This window comes from Pseudomonas sp. PvP001 (assembly GCF_040546375.1).
Taxonomy (GTDB): Bacteria; Pseudomonadota; Gammaproteobacteria; order Pseudomonadales; family Pseudomonadaceae; genus Aquipseudomonas; species Aquipseudomonas coleopterorum.
In genome coordinates, this window is record NZ_JBEPNQ010000001.1 from 3211453 (window position 1) to 3229808 (window position 18356).

Consider the following 18356-nt stretch of genomic DNA (forward strand, 5'->3'; position numbering starts at 1 on the left):
GCTTCCCGGCCCCGTGCGGGGCGCGGGCTTGTTGCGTTGGCGCCTTGCTGGCCGAAACGGGCCGGACGACGCTTCTTGTTTCAGTCGCGGTCGATCGCGAACGGTCCCCAGGCCTGACGCACGGGGACCATTTCCAGGCGATTGATGTTGATGTGGGCGGGCAGGGTGGCGACGTGGAAAATCTGTTCGGCGATATCTTCCGCCGTCAGTGGTGTGGTGCCCTGGTAGACCTGGCCGGCCGCCTGCTGGTCGCCCTGGGTGCGCACCAGGGTGAACTCGGTTTCGGCGATTCCGGGCGCCAGGTCGGTGACCCGTACACCGGTGCTCAGCAGGTCGCAGCGCAGGTTGTAGGAAAACTGTTTGACGAAAGCCTTGCTCGCGCCATAGACGTGGCTGCCGGGGTAGGGGCACTCACCGGCGATCGAGCCGATGTTGATGATGCTGGCCCCGGCGCCGGTTTCCAGCAGTGCTGGCAGCACCGCGTGGGTCACGTTGACCAGGCCGGTCACGTTGGTGTCGATCATGGTGTGCCAGTCAGCCAGGTTGGCCTGTTGCGCTGGTACCGGGGCCAGGGCCAGGCCGGCGTTGTTGATCAGCGCCGTCACGCGCTGGAAGGCCGGGGGCAAACCGGCGACGACGGCCGCGACCGCTGCGGCATCGCGCACATCCAGCGCTGCGACGTGCACCGGCACCTGCGCGCCCAGTTCATCCAGCAGGGCATGCAGGCGCTCCAGGCGCCGCCCGGTGAGAATCAGCGACCAGCCAGCCTGGGCAAAACGACGGGCCGTGGCCCGCCCGAAACCGGACGTCGCACCGGTGATGAAAACAGTACCGCTCATGTGGAAACCTCGACCGTTCAAAAATCGCTCAGCGTCGCTCTTCGCGAACATAGGGTTCACCCAGCGCGCCCGGCTGGCTGGCACCTGCGCGCTTGCTGGCAGCGACCCAGACCATGACCGCCAGGGTCACGGCGTAGGGCGTCATCAGCATGAAATACTGCGGCAGTTGCACACCGGCGGCGGCCAGTTGGGGAATCAGTGCCTCGATACCGCCGAACAGCAGGGCACCGGCGAACGCGCGCCAAGGTGACCAGCGCGCGAAGATCACCAGGGCAATGGCGATCCAGCCACGGCCGCCGGTCATGTCGGCGATCCACATCTTGGTGCTGAGCACGGCAATGAATCCGCCCGCCAGCCCCATCAGTGCGCTGCCGGCCAGAATCGCGGCGAGCCGATAGCGCAGCACCGGCAGGCCGGCGGCATCGGCGGCCTGGGGGTTCTCGCCCACGGCGCGCAGTTTCAGCCCGGTGCGGGTGCGGTTGAGAAACCAGACCACGGCAAAGAAGATCACCACGGTGAGGAACACCATCGGGTTCTGCCTGAACAGGCCACCCACCACCGGCAACTCGCTCAGCGGCCACAGCTCGACGGCCGTAAGTCCGCTGACCGGGCGATTGGTCCAGCCCAGCAGGGTGCCCAGCAAGCCGGTCAGGCCCTGACAGAAAAACACCAGGGCCAGCCCGGCAATCACCTGATTGATGCGCAGCACCAGCACCATCAGCGCGAACAGCAGCGAGACCACGCTGGCGGCCGCCATGGCCGCGAGCAGGGACAGCCCCGGCAGGCCCTGGGCCAGTTGCATGCCGATCCCGGCCAGGGCGCCCACCAGCATCATGCCTTCGGCGCCCAGCGCCAGCACGCCGGCACGCTCGATGATGATCAAACCCAGCGCGGCGAGGGCGAAGGGCACGGCGAATTCGGGAACGCTGCTCAGCCAGTAAGTCACCAGATCCATCACTGTTCTCCCGCCTGGATGCGCCGCAAACGGTGCCGTATGAAGAAGTCCGAAGAGGCCACGCAGATCACCAGGATGGCCTGGATCAACTGCACCATCGAAAAGGGGATCTGGTAGAACACCTGCAGGTTGCGCCCGGCGACGAACAGCATCGCCACCAGCAAGGCGACGATGGCGGCGGCGAACGGGTTGTTGCGCGCCAGAAACGCGATGAGAATTCCCGAGAAACCGTAGCCTTGGTAGAACGACTGGGTCAGCCGACCTTCCTGGCCTGCGCTGACGATGAAGCCCGCGACACCGGCCAGGGCGCCGGACAGCAACACGGTGCCGAGGATCATCCGCCGTACCGGCACCCCGACGGCGCTGGCCACGCGCGGGTTGGCATCGACGAAGCGCAGGTACAGGCCGGCGCGCGATACGCTGATGAACCACACGGCCAGGGCCATGATGACCACGGCGATGACGATCGCCACGTTGTAGCCGGCGAACAGGTCGGGCAGCCGTTCGAACGGGCGGAAGGCGGGCGAGTAGGGGAAGTTGTCCCGTGGGTCTTTCCAGCTGCCGTAGAGCAGGTGCAGCAGGAAGTTGGCGGCGATGTAGTTGAGCATCAAGGTCGAAATCACTTCGTTGACCTTCAGGCGCAACTTGAGCAGGACCGGTGCCAGGGTCCAGAGCATCGCGCAGACGATGGCCGAGGCCATCATCAACGGCAGGCGCAGGGCCTCGGGGCCGATCTGGAAGATCGAGATGGCCGCCGCACCGATCCCGCCCCAGATCATCTGGCCTTCCAGGCCCAGATTCCAGAAGCGTGCGCGAAACGCCAGGCAGCCGGCCATGCCGACCAGAATCATCGGCGCCGCCTGGAACAGCACGGCCTTGAAGTTGCCGGCATCGAGCAGCGTCTGGCCGACGAACTCTTCCAGCAGTTGGTCGGCCGGCACGCCCGCCGCCACCAGAATGGCTGTGCTCAGCGCCAAGCCGACGAGCACCGCCAGGCCGATCACCAGCGCCTGGCCGCCCCAGCCCATCTGCTGGCGCAGCTCCAGGGTGTAGCGTCGGCCGAGCAGCGGTTGGCGTGGGGTCTTGAGCAGGGGTTGGGAGAGTTCAGTCATGGCTCACCATCGCTTTGCCAATGGCCTGGCGGTCGGCCGGGCAGTCGAATTCGGCGACGATGCGGCCGCCATTCATCACCCCGATGCGATCGGCCAGGGCCAGCACTTCGTCCAGGTCTTCACTGATCACCAGTACCGCCCGCCCCGGCATCGCGGGCGGCGCGCAGGCGTGCATGCACCGCCTGGGTGGCGCGCGCGTCCAGGCCGCGGCTGGGGCTGTGCACCAGGATCAGCCGTGGATTGCGGCTGAACTCTCGTGCGATCACCAGCTTCTGGGCATTGCCGCCGGACAGCAGCGCGGCTTTCTGCTGCAGCGAGCGCACACCCTGGACATCGAAGTCGGCCACCGCCTGGGCGGCGTCTTCCAGCAGCCGTTGGCCGCGCAGGCGCAGGAAAGAGCCGTAACGTCCATCGTGCAGTTGGCCGATGGCGAAGTTCTCGGCCACCGACAGCGAGCCGGCCAGCGCCGCGCCATATCGATCGGCGGGGATGGCGGCGATACGCAGGGTTCGGCGTTGTTGGGCGCTGGCCGCGCGCAGGTCGCCGAAGGACGCCAGGTGGATATCCCCCTCGGTCGGTTGTTCGAGGCCCATCAGGGCATTGGCCAACTCGCCCTGGCCGTTGCCACCGACCCCGGCGATGCCATAGATCTGTCCGGCGTGGAGTGTCATGTCGACACCCTTAAGCCCACCGGTGCCGGCCACGCTGGTGAGATTGCTGACCCGCAGCAACGCTTCGCCCGGCGCTGCCGGCAGGGTCGGGCTGAGCGCTGCCGATTCGCCGACGGTGAGGCGCACCAGCTCCTCGACGCTGACCCCCTGCGGGTCGAGGGTTTTGATCGTGCGGCCGCCGCGCATGACCGTCACCCGGTCGGCGTAGCGTTTCACATCGGCCATCTTGTGGGTGACCAGCACCACTGCGGCGCCCTGGCGGGCGAAGGACTGCACCGTGCTCAACAGGCGCTCGGCCTCCTGGTCGGTGAGCACCGCAGTGGGCTCATCGAGAATCAGGATGCGCGCGCCCGCCAGCAGCACCTTGAGAATTTCCACGCGCTGCTGCTCGGCCACCGACAGGGTTTCCACCACCTGGCGCGGATCGAGGACGAAACCCAGCTCCTCGGCCTTGCGGGCGATGGTCTGCTCAAGCGCTGCCAGCCGCTTGCGATAGCTGCCTTCTCCCGGTTGCTCGGGCAGGCCGAGCAGGATGTTCTGCGCCACGGTGAAGGGGCGCACCAGCTTGAAGTGCTGGTGAACCATGCCGATGCGATAGCGGCTGGCATCCTTGGGACTGTGCAGCCGCACGCTGTTGTCGTCGATCAGCACGCTGCCGGTTTCCGGTGCGTACAGGCCGGCGGCAATGTTCATCAGCGACGACTTGCCAGCGCCGTTCTCGCCAAGCAGGGCATGCACCTCGCCCCAGCGGGCGCTGAAGTCGGCTTCGCTCAGCGCCTTGAAGCCGTCGAACGACTTGCTGATACCGGTGAGTTGGAGCGCGTTGGCCTGGCTCATTTCTGGGTCATCACGCCTTTGACGAACCAGTCCATTTTCCACAGATCCGGATCGCTCATGACCTGGCCTGGGGCGAGCCGCTGCTGGCCATCACGGTCAGCCATGGGCCCGGTATAGAGCGTCTTGGTGCCGGCCAGCAGCTCGGCCCGCGCCGCGTCGATCTTGGCTCGGTTCTCGGGGCTGATCACGGCGTCCTGGGTCAGGCTGATGTCGGTGCCGCCCTGCTGCATCGACAGCAGCGCGCCATTGGCCTGGGGAACCCAGTTGCCGGCCATGATCTTCTTCACCTCAGGCGTGAGGAAACGGTCCCACACCCACATCGACGAGCATACGGTGGCCTTGGGCGCGAACTCGCTCAGGTCCCGGTGATGACCGGTGCCATGAATGCCCCGCTCCTGGGCGACGATCTGCGGTGTCGGGCTGTCGACGTGCTGGCCGATCACGTCGACGCCGTTGTCGATCAGCGCCATGGTGGCAGCGCGCTCCTTGACCGGATCGTTCCAGGCGCCGGTGTAGATGACCGTGACCGTGGCCGCAGGATTGATTTGCTGCGCGCCCAGTTCGTACGCGTTGATGGTCCAGTTGACCTGGCCGAAGGGGTTGGCGGCCACGAAGCCCAGCTTGCCCGACTTCGACGCCGCACCCGCCGCCATGCCGCACAGGTACTGGCTTTCGTAGGTACGGCCGTAGAAGGATTCGAGGTTCGCGGCGTTGGTGGTGCCCGAACCGTTGAGGAAGGCCACGTCGGGGTATTTCTTCGCCAACGCCAGGAAGGTGTCGGAATAGCCGAACGCGGTGCCGATGATGATGTTGGCGCCGCGAGCGATCAGGCGGTCGACCACCGGCGTGATGGCTGCGGCGTTTTCGGGAACGCTCTCGACGTACTGGATCTTCTGATCCAGGCTCTTTTCCAGCTTGATCCGGGCTTCGTCGAATGCCTGGGTCCAGCCGCCGTCGTTGCGCGGGCTGATGTAGACCATGGCGATCTTCGCCGGGCCCTTGAGGGTCAGTCCCTCGGCGTAGGCAGCAGTGCCTGTCCCGCAGGCCGAAGCGGCTAGCAAAATTCCCGGTAGCAGTTTCTTGATCATGAGGCGCCTTCCTGAAATGTGAGCATGGGGCAGCGGGATGCTGCCGTGGCCAGGAACCCGCCCTAAGCCGCCCGGAGCTCGAAAGCAGCATCCGTGCCATTTCAGAAAAGCGCTTTGGTTACAGCGTGTTGGGCTATTTCGGACGCTTAATTCAGATCAATTGGTCCGAACTAGAGCACTTGGTTTGTGCGCTCGGCACGATTAGAGGGCATTCACGCAGGTCTTGGCCGCACGCCATCGAGTATCAAACCGCGCAACCCCACCAGGACCTCTTCGAAAAATACCGGATCGTGCAGGGTCTTGCCGGTCACGGCCTCGACCTGGGTGCGGAAGTCGGCGTAATGCTGGGTGGTTGCCCACAGCGAGAAGATGAAGTGGTGCGGGTTGATCGGTGCCAGTTGGCCTGTCGCGATCCAGTGTTCGATCACCGCCACCTTTGTGTCGACGGTTTCGCGCAAGGGCTGCTGCAGTTCACTGAGCATCAGCGGCGCGCCCTGCATGATCTCCATGCAGAACAGACGCGACTCTGCCGCGTGATCCCGGGAGAGTTCGAGCTTGGCCTTGATATAGGCGCCGATGGCCTCGACCGGATTTTTGTCGGCGGTGAAGTACTGCAGGGGGCTTAGCCAGACCTCCAGCAACTGCCTGAGCACGCTCAGGTAGAGATCGTCCTTGCTGGAAAAGTAGTACAGCAGGTTGGTCTTTGAGACGTCAGCCCGAGTGGCCACCTGGTCGAGGCTGCTGCCGTGCAGGCCATAGCGGGAGAACACATCCAGCGCGGCGCCCAGTATCGCGGTGCGTTTGCTTTCCATCAGTTGCAAACGGCGCTTGAGTGCCGCCGCGCTCGGCTCGCGGGTGGCCTTGGCCGCGGGCTTGGGCTTGACGTTGCGCGTGCGCTTGGCACGGGGCTCGTTGGCGGGGGGATGCTCTTTCACGCGTCTGGAACCTGCGGCTGGAGGTAGGCGGCCATGATAACGGGCGAATGTCCGCTGACGATACAGGCGCGGGGACGTCGTGCATCGTTTTGCACCGCGACGCGGAAAATCGCACAAACCAAGTGCTCTACTTCGGACCGTTTGGTCCGACAAAGTTTGCCAGTTGTCTGCAACCTTCTGAAAGTAAAGGGTTAACCAAACATGGCCTGATCCCTGCTAAGTGACTTTCATGCGCAACCTGTCCGGTGCGTAACGATCATCACTCAGAAAGGGAACCACATGGATATCGGTGTTTTCACTCCTATTGGCAACAACGGCTGGCTGATTTCCGAAAACGCGCCGCAGTACCTGCCCACCTTCGAATTGAACAAGCAGATCGTGCAGAAGGCCGAGCACTACGGCTTCGACTTCGCGCTGTCGATGATCAAGTTGCGTGGCTTCGGCGGCAAGACGGAATTCTGGGAACACAACATGGAATCCTTCACGCTGATGGCCGGCCTTGCCGCCGTCACCAGCAAGATCCAGTTGTTCGCCACTGTTGCCACGCTGACCATCCCGCCTGCCATTACTGCACGCATGGCGGCGACCATCGATTCGATTTCCAACGGTCGCTTCGGGGTCAACCTGGTGACCGGCTGGCAGAAACCGGAGTACGAGCAGATGGGCCTGTGGCCCGGCGACGAATTCTTCGGCACCCGCTATCAGTATCTGGGCGAATACGCGCAGGTCCTGCGCGACCTGTGGAGCACCGGGCGCAGCGACTTCAAGGGTGAGCATTTCACCATGCAGGACTGCCGCGTCAGCCCGCGCCCGCAGGCTGACATGAAGCTCATCTGCGCCGGCCAGAGCGAGGCGGGCATGGCCTTCTCGGCGCAGTACGCCGACTACAACTTCTGCTTCGGCAAAGGCGTGAACACCCCGACCGCGTTCGCGCCCACGGCCCAGGCGTTGCTCGAAGCCAACAAGAAGACCGGGCGCCACGTGACCTCCTGCGTGCTGTTCATGATCATCGCCGCCGACACCGACGAGGCCGCCCGCGCGCGCTGGGAGCACATCAAGGCCGGTGCCGATCAGGAAGCCATCGCCTGGCTGGGCGAGAAGGGCTCGGCAGACAAGGGCGCCAGCTCCAACCTGCGGCAGATGGCCGACCCTACCTCGGCGGTCAACATCAACATGGGCACCCTGGTCGGTTCCTGGGCCAGCGTGGCGCGCATGCTCGACGAAGTCGCCAGCGTGCCGGGTACCCAGGGTGTGATGCTGACGTTCGATGATTTCGTGCAAGGCATCGAAGACTTCGGCCGCAAGATCCAGCCGCTGATGAGCAGCCGCCAGCACGTGATGCCCACTTTGGAGGCCGTATGATGAATGTGCCCGTCAACGTCGCCGGTGTGTCCCTGCCGCAGGACGCGCACCCCGCCCGTGAACTTCCCGCCCGCCCCGAAGCCCTGCGCATGAAGGCCAGCGAAACCGCGCTGGTGGTGGTCGACATGCAGAACGCGTACGCTACTTTGGGCGGCTACCTGGACCTGGCCGGCTTCGATGTATCGAGCACAGGCCCGGTGATCGCGGCCATCGAGAAAGCCTTGGTGGCAGCGCGCGCGGCAGGTATTCCGGTGATCTTCCTGCAGAACGGCTGGGACCCCGACTACGTCGAGGCGGGCGGGCCTGGCTCACCCAACTGGCACAAGTCCAATGCCCTGAAAACCATGCGCAAGCGCCCCGAGCTGCAAGGCCAACTGCTGGCCAAGGGCGGGTGGGACTATGCCCTGGTCGACCCGCTCAAGCCCCAGCCGGGCGATATCGTGGTCCCGAAAACCCGCTACAGCGCGTTCTTCAACTCCACGTTCGACAGCACCCTGCGCGCTCGCGGCATCCGCAACTTGGTGTTCACCGGCATCGCCACCAATGTCTGCGTGGAGTCGACCCTGCGCGACGGTTTCCATCTGGAGTATTTCGGTGTGGTGCTGGCCGATGCCACCCACCAGGCCGGGCCGGCGTTCGCGCAGCAGGCAGCGCTGTTCAACATCGAAACCTTCTTCGGCTGGGTCTCCAGCGTCGACGACTTCTGCACCACATTCGCCCCCGTCGGGGCTGTTTCCTGAGGATGCACAGATGAGCAAACGATCGATTATCCCTGCCGGCACCGGCAAGCCCCTGGCCCCTTTCGTTCCCGGTTCCATGGCCGATGGCGTGCTGTACGTCTCGGGCACGTTGCCATTCGACAAGGACAACAACGTGGTGCACGTCGGCGACGCGACGGCGCAGACCCGCCATGTGCTGGAGATCATCAAGGGCGTGGTCGAAGCGGCCGGCGGCACCCTGGATGACGTGACCTTCAACATGATCATGATCCGTGACTGGGCCGACTACGCCAAGGTCAACGAGGTGTACGCCCAGTACTTCGCCGGCGAGAAGCCTGCGCGCTATTGCATCCAGTGCGGTCTGGTCAAACCTGACGCGCTGATCGAAATCGCCAGCATTGCGCACATCGGCTGACACTCACTGCGGAGGTTTGCATGTACCACGCCATACACGGTCGGCAGGATGCCGACGCACCCACCCTGGTACTGAGTTCGGGACTCGGCGGTTCAGCCGGGTTCTGGGCGGGCGATCTGGCGCTGCTCGGCGAGCAGTTTCGCGTCGTGACCTATGACCATGCCGGAACCGGGCGCAGCCCCGCGCAGTTGCCCGAGGGCTACAGCATCCAGCACATGGCCGAAGAGCTATTGGGGCTGCTCGACGAACTCAATATCGAGCGATGCCATTTCATGGGCCACGCCCTGGGTGGCCTGGTGGGATTGGCGCTGGCAGCGCTGCAGCCCCAGCGCCTGAGCAGCCTGGTGTTGATCAATGCCTGGAGCAGCCCCAATCCGCACAGCGCGCGCTGTTTTGCCGTGCGCAAGAACCTGCTGCGTGACAGTGGCGCCGAGGCTTACGTACAGGCGCAGGCGTTGTTCCTGTACCCGGCCGACTGGATTGCCAGCAACGGTGCGCGCCTGGCCGCGGACGAGGCCCATGCGCTGGCGCATTTCCCCAGCCACGACAACCTGCTGCGGCGGATCAACGCGCTGGAAACCTTCGACATCGAATCGCGCCTGGCGAGCATCGACACGCCTGCGCTGGTGATCGCCAACCGAGACGACATGCTGGTGCCCTGGCAGCGTTCCCGGCACCTGGCCGAGCACCTGCCCAACGCCAAATTGGTGGTGCTCGAATACGGCGGACACGCCTCGAGCGTCAGCGATCCGCAACCCTTTCATCACGCTGTGCTGGACTACTTTCAAGGACTTTCACTATGACCGTGTCTCATTCGATTCCCGTCGAGCGTCAAGCCTTCCGCGACGCCATGGCAGGGCTTGCCGCTGCGGTGAACGTCGTCACCACCGACGGTCCTCATGGGCGCGCGGGATTTACGGCGACGGCGGTGTGCAGCGTGACCGACCAGCCGCCGACGCTGTTGGTGTGCATCAACCGCGCGGCATCGGTGTACGAATCTTTCACGGGCAACGGCATGGTGTGCGTCAACACCCTGGGCAATGGCCAGCAAGCCCTGTCCAACGCCTTCGGCGGCAAGCTTCCCCAGGAGGAGCGCTTCGCGGCCGGGCACTGGAGCCAAGGGGTGACCGGCGCGCCGATTCTGGAGGGCGCCAAGCTGTCCTTCGATTGCAGGATCACCAGCAGCACCAGCGTCGGCACCCACGATGTTCTGATCTGTGAAGTGCTGGACATTCGCCAGCAGAACGAGGCCGATGTGCTGGTCTATTTCGCTCGCCGCTACCATGAGCTGGCGGGCACTCAGGCCAGCGCGTGAGCGGCGCCGTCAGTCCGGCCTGCCCATCAGCATGAACAGGCGGAACAGCACCACGGTGGGCAACAGCTGCAGGAAGCTGTTGAGGCTGTCGACCAGCAGCCGCGCCGGCAGGGGCTGGGTATCGGCCCAGGCCATGGCGATCAGACCGTCGAGCAACCACAGCGGGATCATGATCGACAACAGCGTGATCAGGATCGGCCAGAACTTGCCTTTGGTCAGGTCGAAGCTTTCGCGCATGGCCTGCAGTGGGGTGATGTTGCGCAGCACCAGCAGGTATTCCGAGAACGACAGCTTGATCATCAGGTACACCCCCGGCAGCACGAACAGCCACAGGCCGAACATGATCAGCAGGGTGCTGATGGCCGCCATCAGGGCGAAGCGCGGCCACAGGTGCAGCGCCTGGCCCAACAGGTGTCGGCCCTGAGGCTCGTAGCCATCGGTTCGGGCATCCAGGAACAGGATCAGCGCTGCGGTGTACAGCGGGTAGAACAGCAGGCCCATGCCCACGTCGTAGATCGCCGGGGCATCCGGGCCGCTGGCGTGTGCCACGAGCTCGCGCGCCAGAGCCTCGCAGATCACCAGCGGCAGGCACAGGCGAACGATCGCCCATAGGTTGATGCGGAAGAAATAGAACGAGTCGCGCAATACGATCAGCGGGTTCATGGGGCCGGGTCACAGGTCAAAAAGCAGGTCGACACTTTAGCCGATGGTGGGGCTTTTCAACACCCGCTCGGCGCGTCGTGGAATGTGGCGGCGGGCGCGGGTGAACAAAGTTTAATCGCGGCCGGTCATTGAAAGACGGGGCAGCAGCCCCATCATTGCAGCAGAACCGACGCATTGTGCGCCGGCCACGCCATTTTCCGGGCAATCGAACGAGGTCGCCATGAACACTGATGAACAAAGCCTGATCGACGGTCTGTTCACCCGCCTCCAGCAGGCCGAAAAGGAAGGCAGTGCGCGCGATGCGCAGGCCGACGAGCGCATCAAGGGGCACGTCTCCGCCCAGCCCGCCGCGCCCTATTACATGGCGCAGGCGATCCTGGTCCAGGAAGCGGCGATCAAGCGCTTGAGCGAGCAGAATCAGCAGTTGCAGACTGAACTGCAGCAGGCGCGCAGCCAGGCGGCCGCGCCGGCGCAGCAGGGCGGTGGTGGTTTCCTGTCGAGCATTTTCGGCGGCGGCAACCGCGACGTGCAGCAACCGGCGCGGGCCGTGCAGCCGCAGGGCAACGGCTGGCGCGAACCGGCCCGCCAGGCGCCGGCGTATCAGCCGCCGCCCCAGCAGAACTACGCCGCTCCAGGCGCTCAGGCCCCGGCGGGTGGCGGTTTCATGCGCGGCGCCCTGCAGACGGCTGCCGGTGTGGCCGGGGGCGTGATGCTGGCACAGGGCATCAGCAGCCTGTTTCACCACGACAACCCCCAGGAGATCGTCGAGGTGATCAAGGAAGAGCCGGCCCAGGCCAGCGACAGCGGCGGCTGGAACGACAGCGGTGATGCCCAGCAGGTGAGCAATGACAGCTGGAACGATCAGGGCGGGCTGGCCGATGCCGGTTACGACAGCAGCGGCGACAGTGGCTTCTTTTCCGACGATGATGATTTTGTGTAAGGCCTGAGGGCCTCTTCGCGGGCAGAGCCCGCTCCCACAGGATCGCGCACAACCCTGTGGGAGCGGGTCTCTGCCCGCGAAGAGGCCGGCACTGACACCCCTATCCTCGCCCCAACACTGGCATACTGGCCCCTCACATGATCACCACCACTGTGGGAGCGGGTCTCTGCCCGCGAAGAGGCCGGCACTGACACCCCCATCCTCGCCCCAACACTGGCATACTGGCCCCTCACATGATCACCAACCACTGTGGGAGCGGGTCTCTGCCCGCGAAGAGGCCGGCACTGACACCCCATCCTCGCCCCAACACTGGCATACTGGCTCTCCAGAAGCTCAGGCGCCCAGCGCGACGAGGAAGTGCGGTGAAGAAGATCGCGGTGTTCGCCGATGTACAGAACCTTTATTACACCGTGCGCCAGGCCTACGGCTGTCACTTCAACTACGCCGCACTGTGGGCCGACATCGGCCAGCGCGGGCAGATCGTCGAGGCCTATGCCTACGCCATCGACCGTGGCGACAGCAAGCAGCAGCAGTTTCAGCAGATCCTGCGCAACCTCGGCTTCACGGTCAAACTCAAGCCCTACATCCAGCGCAGCGACGGCTCGGCCAAGGGCGACTGGGATGTGGGCATCACCATCGATATCATGGACGCCGCCGATCACGTCGACGAGATCGTGCTCGCCTCGGGCGACGGTGATTTCGACCTGCTGCTCGACCGCATCATCGGCAAGCATGGCGTCGAGGCCGTGGCCTATGGGGTGCCAGGTCTGACCGCCAACTCGCTGATCCGCGCCGCCACCCGCTACGTGCCCATCGAGGGTGCATTGCTGCTGAAGAATTGAGGTTTCACCGCTTTGGAACGCATTGCTGTCATCGACTTCGAAACCACCGGCATCTCGCCGAACATGGGTTGCCGCGCCACGGAAATCGCCGTGGTCATGCTCGAGCGCGGCGAAATCGTCGGCCGCTATCAGAGCCTGATGAACGCCGGCCTGCCCGTGCCCGGCTTCGTTGCCAGCCTGACCGGCATCACCACGGCCATGGTGCGCAAGGCGCCGCCTGCGGCCGAGGTGATGGCCGAAGTCGCCGAGTTCGTCGGTAGCACGCCGTTGCTGGCGCACAACGCCTCCTTCGACCAGAAGTTCTGGGATCACGAGCTCAGCCTGCTGCGTCGTGAGCGGGTGCAGAGCTTTGCCTGCTCGATGCTGATGGCCCGGCGCCTGTTCCCCGGCGCGCCGAATCACAAGCTGGGCACCTTGACCCAGTGGGCGAGGCTGCCACATACCGGCCAGGCTCACCGGGCCATGGCCGATGCCGAGATGGCGGCCAACCTGACCCAGCATCTGGCGCGCGAGTTGCGCGAGCGGCACGGGCTGGCCGAGGTGTCCCACGGGCTGTTCTGCACGCTGCAGAAAGTGCCGATGGCGAAGATGCGCGAGGTGTTGCAGAAGCATCGGTTGGGGTAGGGCTGGAGGGCCTCTTCGCGGGCAGAGGGCTCGCCGCCCGGTTCCCACCAGGAAAGAACAAAAACACACCATGGACGACCTTTGAAATGCCTGCTCAAGCCCGCTTTCCCCTGTTGCTCATCGGCGCCTTTCTGGCCCTGTATTTCGTCTGGGGTTCGACCTACCTGTTCATTCGTATCGGCGTCGAGTCGTGGCCGCCGTTGCTGATGGCCGGGGTGCGCTTTCTCATCGCCGGGACGATTCTCTATGCCTTCCTGCGCCTGCGTGGCGCGCCCAACCCGACCTGGCCACAGTGGCGCGCGGCCGGGTGCGTGGGGATCCTGTTGCTCAGTTGCGGCAACGGCGGCGTGACGGTCGCCGAACATGCGGGCGTATCGTCTGGCGTCGCGGCGCTGGCCGTGGCCACCGTGCCGTTGTTCACCCTGTTCTTCGGCCTGTTCCGGGGGCAGCGCAACACTCGCCTGGAGTGGGCGGGGATCGTCCTCGGGCTGGTCGGCATCGGCCTGCTCAACCTGGGTTCCAACCTGCAGGCCAGCCCACTGGGCGCGGCGTTGCTGATCTTCGCCGCGGCCGCCTGGGCCTTCGGCTCGGTCTGGAGCCGCAGTCTGCCATTGCCCCAGGGCGCCATGGCCGCGGCGACGGAAATGCTCATCGGCGGCGCGGTGTTGCTGCTGGGCAGCCTGATCTCGGGCGAGCGCATGCAGCAATGGCCCACCGCCGCTGGCTGGGGCGCGCTGGCCTATCTGGTGTGCTTCGGCTCGATCCTTGCCTTCAGTGCCTACATGTACCTGCTCAAGCACGTGCGCCCGGCGGCGGCCACCAGCTATGCCTACGTCAACCCGGCGGTGGCCGTGTTGCTGGGCATCCTGTTCGCCGGTGAGCACATCGGTGTCGAGGAATGCGTGGCCATGGCGGTGATCATCGGCGCGGTGGTGTTGATCGGCGTGCCGCAATGGCGCAAGGCGAAAGCCTAGCCAACAAGGTAAACTGCCGGCCATTGCGAAACATCTTCTGACGGTAGACCCATGACATTCGCCACCCTTGGCCTGATCGAACCCCTGCAACGCGCCCTTGAAACGCTTGGCTACCAGACGCCGACCCCGGTGCAGGCCCAAGCCATTCCTGCGGTGCTGGCCGGTCGCGACCTGATGGCTGCGGCCCAGACCGGCACCGGCAAGACCGCCGGTTTTGCCTTGCCGTTGCTGCAGTTGCTGGCCATGGAAGGACCCAAGGTGGCGAGCAACTCGGTCCGCGCCCTGGTGCTGTGCCCCACGCGCGAGCTGGCCGAGCAGGTTCACGCCAATATCGTCGAGTACGGCGAGCACCTGCCGCTGAGCACCTATGCGGTGTACGGCGGGGTCAGCATCAACCCGCAGATGATGAAGCTGCGCAAGGGCGTCGACCTGTTGGTCGCAACGCCGGGGCGCCTGCTCGATCTGTATCGACAGAACGCGATCAAGTTCTCCCAGTTGCAGACCCTGGTGCTGGACGAAGCCGACCGCATGCTCGACCTGGGTTTTTCCGAGGAGCTGCGGGATATCTATGCAGCCCTGCCGAAGAAGCGCCAGACCTTGCTGTTCTCGGCGACCTTTTCCGATTCCATCCGCCTGCTGGCCGGGCAGATGCTCAACGACCCGCTGAGCATCGAAGTGAGCCCGCGCAACGTGGCCGCCAGCTCGGTGCAGCAGTGGATCGTGCCGGTGGACAAGAAGCGCAAGGCGGAGCTGTTCTGCCATCTTCTGAAGAAGCAGCGCTGGAAGCAGGTGCTGGTGTTCGCCAAGACCCGCAACGGCGTGGACGCGCTGGTCGAAAAGCTGCAGGGGCTGGGCATCAACGCCGACGGCATCCACGGCGACAAGCCCCAGGCAACGCGCCAGCGTGCACTGGATCGTTTCAAGGCTTCGGAGGTGCAGATCCTGATGGCCACCGATGTCGCCGCACGCGGCCTGGATATCGACGATCTGCCGCTGGTGGTCAACTTCGACCTGCCGATCGTGGCCGAAGACTACATTCACCGCATCGGCCGTACCGGCCGGGCAGGGGCCACGGGGGAGGCGATCTCGCTGGTCTGCGCCGACGAGGTGCAGTTGCTGTCGGCCATCGAAATGCTGACCCGGCAGACGTTGAAGCGTGTCGACGAACCGGACTTCGTGCCCGATCACCGGGTGCCGGACACCGATGCCAGCGGCCAGGTGGTGAAGAAGCCGAAAAAACCGAAGAAGCCCAAGGTCAGTGGTAGCAAGAAGAACCTGGGCAAGTGGGTCGACAGCGGCGATTCACCGGTGGATGCGACCCCTGTGGTCAAGCCGGTGCGCAAGGTGCCGGTGTTCAATACAGGGCCGCGCAAGCGCAAGCCTTGAGGTGTGTGGGGGGCTGATGGCCTCTTCGCGGGCAGAGGCTCTCACATTGTGTGGTGTGACTGATGGCCTCTTCGCGGGCAGAGCCCGCTCCCACAGGGGCAGCATTCTCTTTAACTTGTGGGAGCGGGCTCTGCCCGCGAAGAGGCCCCTGAGGCAAACACTATTCCCGCGCCAACCACTCCAGAACGCCATCCGCCGCCCGCCGTCCGCTGGCGAAACAGGCCGTCAGCAGATAGCCACCGGTTGGCGCTTCCCAATCCAGCATTTCACCTGCACAGAACGTACCCGGCACATCGATAAGCATCAGCCGCCGATCCAGCCCCTGCAGATCCACACCGCCCGCCGTGCTGATCGCCTCATCCAGCGGCTTGGCGCGCACCAGCGTTAACGGCAGGGCTTTGATCGCCGAGGTCAGTGCATCGAGGTCGGCGAAGGTCTGCGCATCGGTCAGTTCACGCAGCAGGCCGGCCTTGACACCCTCCAGGCCCAGTTGCCCCTGAAGATGCCGGGCCATGGACTTGGATCCCCGCGGTTTGTGCAACGCCGCACGGACTTTATCCACAGGTCGATCCGGCAGCAGGTCGAGGTGCAGGGTCGCTTTTCCCGTGCGGTTGATCGCCTCGCGAATCCCGGCGGACAGTGCATACACCAGGCTGCCTTCCACACCCGTTTTAGTCAGCACGAACTCGCCAGTGCGCAACGGCTCGCCAGCCAGCCCGAGGGCGACGTTCTTCAGCGGTGCACCGGCGAATTTCTCCCGCAACACTGCGCTCCAGCCCGGCACCTCGAAGCCGCAGTTGGAGGGTTGCAGCGGCTTGATGGGTACACCGCGCCCTTGCAGCCAAGGCACCCAGGCGCCGTCGGAACCCAGCCGCGCCCAACTGGCACCGCCCAACGCCAGCACCGTGGCCGTCGGGCGCACCGCCAATTCGCCGTGCGGATGCTCGATACGCAAGCTGCCGTCGTCGTCCCACCCCAGCCAGCGGTGCCGGGTGTGGATAACCACACCGGCCTCGCGCAGGCGCTTGAGCCAGGCACGCAGCAGCGGTGCGGCCTTCATGTCGGTCGGAAACACCCGTCCGGAGGTGCCGACGAAGGTCTGGATGCCCAGGCCATGAATCCATTCGCGCAACCGTGGGCCATCGAACGGAGTCAGCCATTCCCCCACTGCTTGCGCGCGTTCGGCGTAGCGAGCGACGAAGGCGGGCTGGGGCTCGGAATGGGTGATGTTCATGCCACCGACACCAGCGAGCAGGAATTTGCGGCCCACCGAGGGCATGCCGTCGTAGACGTCGACGGCCACGCCAGCCAGGCTCAGCACTTCGGCGGCCATCAGGCCCGCCGGGCCGCCGCCGATCACGGCAACGCGAGGGGAAGAAGAGTGCATGGAAACGGATCGACAGAAAAAGAAGGCGAATTCTACACGCCCCGTTCCGCTCCTGTATTCACGCGCGCCACTGATCAAAATTTGATCGACGCTCTGAAAGCCTTGCCGTATGCGGCTTGTGGCCTGTTTTGCGCAGGTTATCCACATGCGGCTGCACAGCGGATGTGAGTAACTCGCGGAGTTTGTGCAAAACCGCCCTGCAAAGCTGATCAAAAAATGATCGCATTGCCCAAGGCCCCGGCTGCGCGGGGCTTCATTCGCTTATGCGCAGATTATCCACAGGCGGTTGCACAGCCATTGTGTGTAACTTATCCACCGGCTGTCGCGATGTGCATAACTCATACGGTGAGGAAAAACACCATCAGCAGGGGTCCGATCACGGTCAGCAGAAAACCGCTGACCAGCGCTACGGGCAGCAATTCGGGCGGGCACTTCTGCTTGACGATCGGCAACGTCGAATCCAGCGACGTGGCGCCGCCTGCGGCGATGCATTGCAAGGGTCGCCGGGCACCCAGGCTGTACAGCAGACCGATGGCTAGGATCTCGCGAAACAGGTCGGTCAACAGGGCCATGGCACCGAACGCTTCACCGGCATGGTGGCCCACCATCACTCCGGACAGGGTGAACCAGCCGAAGCCACTGGACAGCGCGAGGGAGATGGCCAACGGCTGGCCGGTGGTCCAGGCCGCAAGCAGGCCGCCGAGCAGCGAACCGATCACCACCATGGCGGGAATCTTCAAGGTGCGCAGCGAGTACCACGACGGGTCGGGCCTGACTCCGTAGAGGTCCAGCCCGACCAGTACGATCAGTACATAGAGGAAGTAGCTGGTCGAAGGCCAGCCAAAGCCCGAGCCGTCGGCCGCGCCCCACAGGTGATACATGCCAACGCCCAAAGCCAGGGCCAGCAGCGCGATCAGGCATTCCTTGAGCGGCGGGATGATCCCTGCCAGCCCTTGGCGGTCCGATGTCGGGCGTACCACCGCGGCATTGGCACCCCACGACAGCAACAACCACGGCACGGCGGTCGTGAGCAGGGCGAAGACCAGTGCGGTGAGTGCCGATTCACGCGCCGAGTTCAAGGCGCCCAGGACGTTGCCGAACTCGTAGCCGATCGAGAACAGCAGCAGCCAGATGAACGGGGTGATCAGCTTCACCAGCCGATGACGCAGCTCGGGGCTGATGAAGATTGCCAACACCCAGCCGCCGGCCAGCGCCAGCAGGATGGGCAGGAGTGAAGCCACTATCGAAAGCATTGTCGCAAGCCTTGTGCAGGAGATCCATGGAGTGCCGTG

Annotated in this window: 18 protein-coding genes and 1 pseudogene; 10 read left to right on the top strand and 9 right to left on the bottom strand. The window is 64.7% G+C overall.

The features are described from left to right. Nucleotides 1–80: 80 nt before the first annotated feature. From ABMD26_RS14650 to rutR, 6 genes and pseudogenes are all read right to left on the bottom strand, one after another. Nucleotides 81–839: an SDR family NAD(P)-dependent oxidoreductase gene (locus ABMD26_RS14650; RefSeq protein WP_122742635.1), complete on the bottom strand. Its 759-nt coding sequence runs from the start codon at nt 837–839 to the stop codon at nt 81–83. 28 nt (nt 840–867) lie between these two features. Beyond that, nucleotides 868–1794 carry an ABC transporter permease gene (locus ABMD26_RS14655; protein ID WP_354310423.1) on the bottom strand — a complete coding sequence of 309 codons (927 nt, stop codon included), beginning with the start codon at nt 1792–1794 and terminating at the stop codon, nt 868–870. Continuing rightward, nucleotides 1794–2906 (bottom strand): ABC transporter permease, encoded by a 1113-nt coding sequence (locus ABMD26_RS14660; RefSeq protein WP_192069023.1) that lies wholly within the window; start codon nt 2904–2906, stop codon nt 1794–1796. Before ABMD26_RS14660 ends, ABMD26_RS14655 begins: the two co-directional genes overlap by 1 nt. Continuing rightward, nucleotides 2899–4414: pseudogene (locus tag ABMD26_RS14665) on the bottom strand (ABC transporter ATP-binding protein). Before ABMD26_RS14665 ends, ABMD26_RS14660 begins: the two are co-directional and overlap by 8 nt. Further along, entirely contained in the window at nt 4411–5502 is a 1092-nt protein-coding gene (locus ABMD26_RS14670; RefSeq protein ID WP_192069021.1) for a BMP family ABC transporter substrate-binding protein, read from the bottom strand. The pseudogene ABMD26_RS14665 and the gene ABMD26_RS14670 overlap by 4 nt, the downstream one beginning before the upstream one ends. A 212-nt stretch (nt 5503–5714) precedes the next feature. After that, nucleotides 5715–6437 carry an HTH-type transcriptional regulator RutR gene (gene rutR / locus ABMD26_RS14675; RefSeq protein ID WP_090360487.1) on the bottom strand — a complete coding sequence of 241 codons (723 nt, stop codon included), beginning with the start codon at nt 6435–6437 and terminating at the stop codon, nt 5715–5717. Between the two features lie 279 nt (nt 6438–6716). Between rutR and rutA the strand changes: the two genes are divergently transcribed. The 5 genes from rutA to rutF are packed head-to-tail and all read left to right on the top strand — an operon-like array spanning nt 6717 to nt 10248. Further along, a complete protein-coding gene (gene rutA, locus ABMD26_RS14680) occupies nt 6717–7799 on the top strand; it encodes a pyrimidine utilization protein A (protein WP_043192722.1) in 1083 nt (360 codons plus the stop codon). Next, nucleotides 7799–8539, top strand: a complete 741-nt coding sequence (gene rutB / locus ABMD26_RS14685) for a pyrimidine utilization protein B (protein WP_354311831.1) — start codon at nt 7799–7801, stop codon at nt 8537–8539. The genes rutA and rutB overlap by 1 nt, the downstream gene beginning before the upstream one ends. Nucleotides 8540–8549: 10 nt before the next feature. Continuing rightward, nucleotides 8550–8933 (top strand): pyrimidine utilization protein C, encoded by a 384-nt coding sequence (gene rutC / locus ABMD26_RS14690; protein ID WP_310792343.1) that lies wholly within the window; start codon nt 8550–8552, stop codon nt 8931–8933. 20 nt (nt 8934–8953) lie between these two features. Continuing rightward, entirely contained in the window at nt 8954–9736 is a 783-nt protein-coding gene (gene rutD / locus ABMD26_RS14695; RefSeq protein WP_354310426.1) for a pyrimidine utilization protein D, read from the top strand. Beyond that, on the top strand, nt 9733–10248 hold the full coding sequence (gene rutF, locus ABMD26_RS14700; protein WP_122742628.1) for an NADH-dependent FMN reductase RutF: 516 nt from the start codon (nt 9733–9735) through the stop codon (nt 10246–10248). Before rutD ends, rutF begins: the two co-directional genes overlap by 4 nt. Nucleotides 10249–10257: 9 nt before the next feature. On the opposite strand, the gene ABMD26_RS14705 is transcribed toward rutF, so the two are convergent. Continuing rightward, nucleotides 10258–10911, bottom strand: coding sequence for a YciC family protein (locus tag ABMD26_RS14705; protein WP_122742627.1), 654 nt, complete (start codon nt 10909–10911; stop codon nt 10258–10260). 220 nt (nt 10912–11131) lie between these two features. Between ABMD26_RS14705 and ABMD26_RS14710 the strand changes: the two genes are divergently transcribed. From ABMD26_RS14710 to rhlE1, 5 genes are all read left to right on the top strand, one after another. Next, on the top strand, nt 11132–11851 hold the full coding sequence (locus tag ABMD26_RS14710; protein ID WP_134723758.1) for a DUF2076 domain-containing protein: 720 nt from the start codon (nt 11132–11134) through the stop codon (nt 11849–11851). Between the two features lie 362 nt (nt 11852–12213). Beyond that, nucleotides 12214–12693 carry a LabA-like NYN domain-containing protein gene (locus tag ABMD26_RS14715; RefSeq protein ID WP_043192734.1) on the top strand — a complete coding sequence of 160 codons (480 nt, stop codon included), beginning with the start codon at nt 12214–12216 and terminating at the stop codon, nt 12691–12693. A gap of 12 nt (nt 12694–12705) precedes the next feature. Beyond that, nucleotides 12706–13317, top strand: coding sequence for a 3'-5' exonuclease (locus ABMD26_RS14720; RefSeq protein ID WP_049860889.1), 612 nt, complete (start codon nt 12706–12708; stop codon nt 13315–13317). Nucleotides 13318–13403: 86 nt separating this feature from the next. Beyond that, the gene (gene yedA, locus ABMD26_RS14725) at nt 13404–14291 is read left to right on the top strand and encodes a drug/metabolite exporter YedA (RefSeq protein ID WP_049860890.1); all 888 of its coding nucleotides are present in this window, start codon (nt 13404–13406) and stop codon (nt 14289–14291) included. Nucleotides 14292–14342: 51 nt separating this feature from the next. Continuing rightward, entirely contained in the window at nt 14343–15677 is a 1335-nt protein-coding gene (rhlE1, locus tag ABMD26_RS14730) for an RNA helicase RhlE1 (protein ID WP_354310430.1), read from the top strand. A 160-nt stretch (nt 15678–15837) separates the two neighbouring features. Here rhlE1 and ABMD26_RS14735 read toward each other — a convergent pair whose 3' ends face one another. Together ABMD26_RS14735 and ABMD26_RS14740 are read right to left on the bottom strand one after the other, a co-directional pair. Continuing rightward, nucleotides 15838–17064, bottom strand: a complete 1227-nt coding sequence (locus tag ABMD26_RS14735; protein WP_354310432.1) for a TIGR03862 family flavoprotein — start codon at nt 17062–17064, stop codon at nt 15838–15840. A gap of 338 nt (nt 17065–17402) precedes the next feature. After that, nucleotides 17403–18305 (bottom strand): LysO family transporter, encoded by a 903-nt coding sequence (locus ABMD26_RS14740; protein ID WP_354310434.1) that lies wholly within the window; start codon nt 18303–18305, stop codon nt 17403–17405. Nucleotides 18306–18356: the final 51 nt, after the last annotated feature.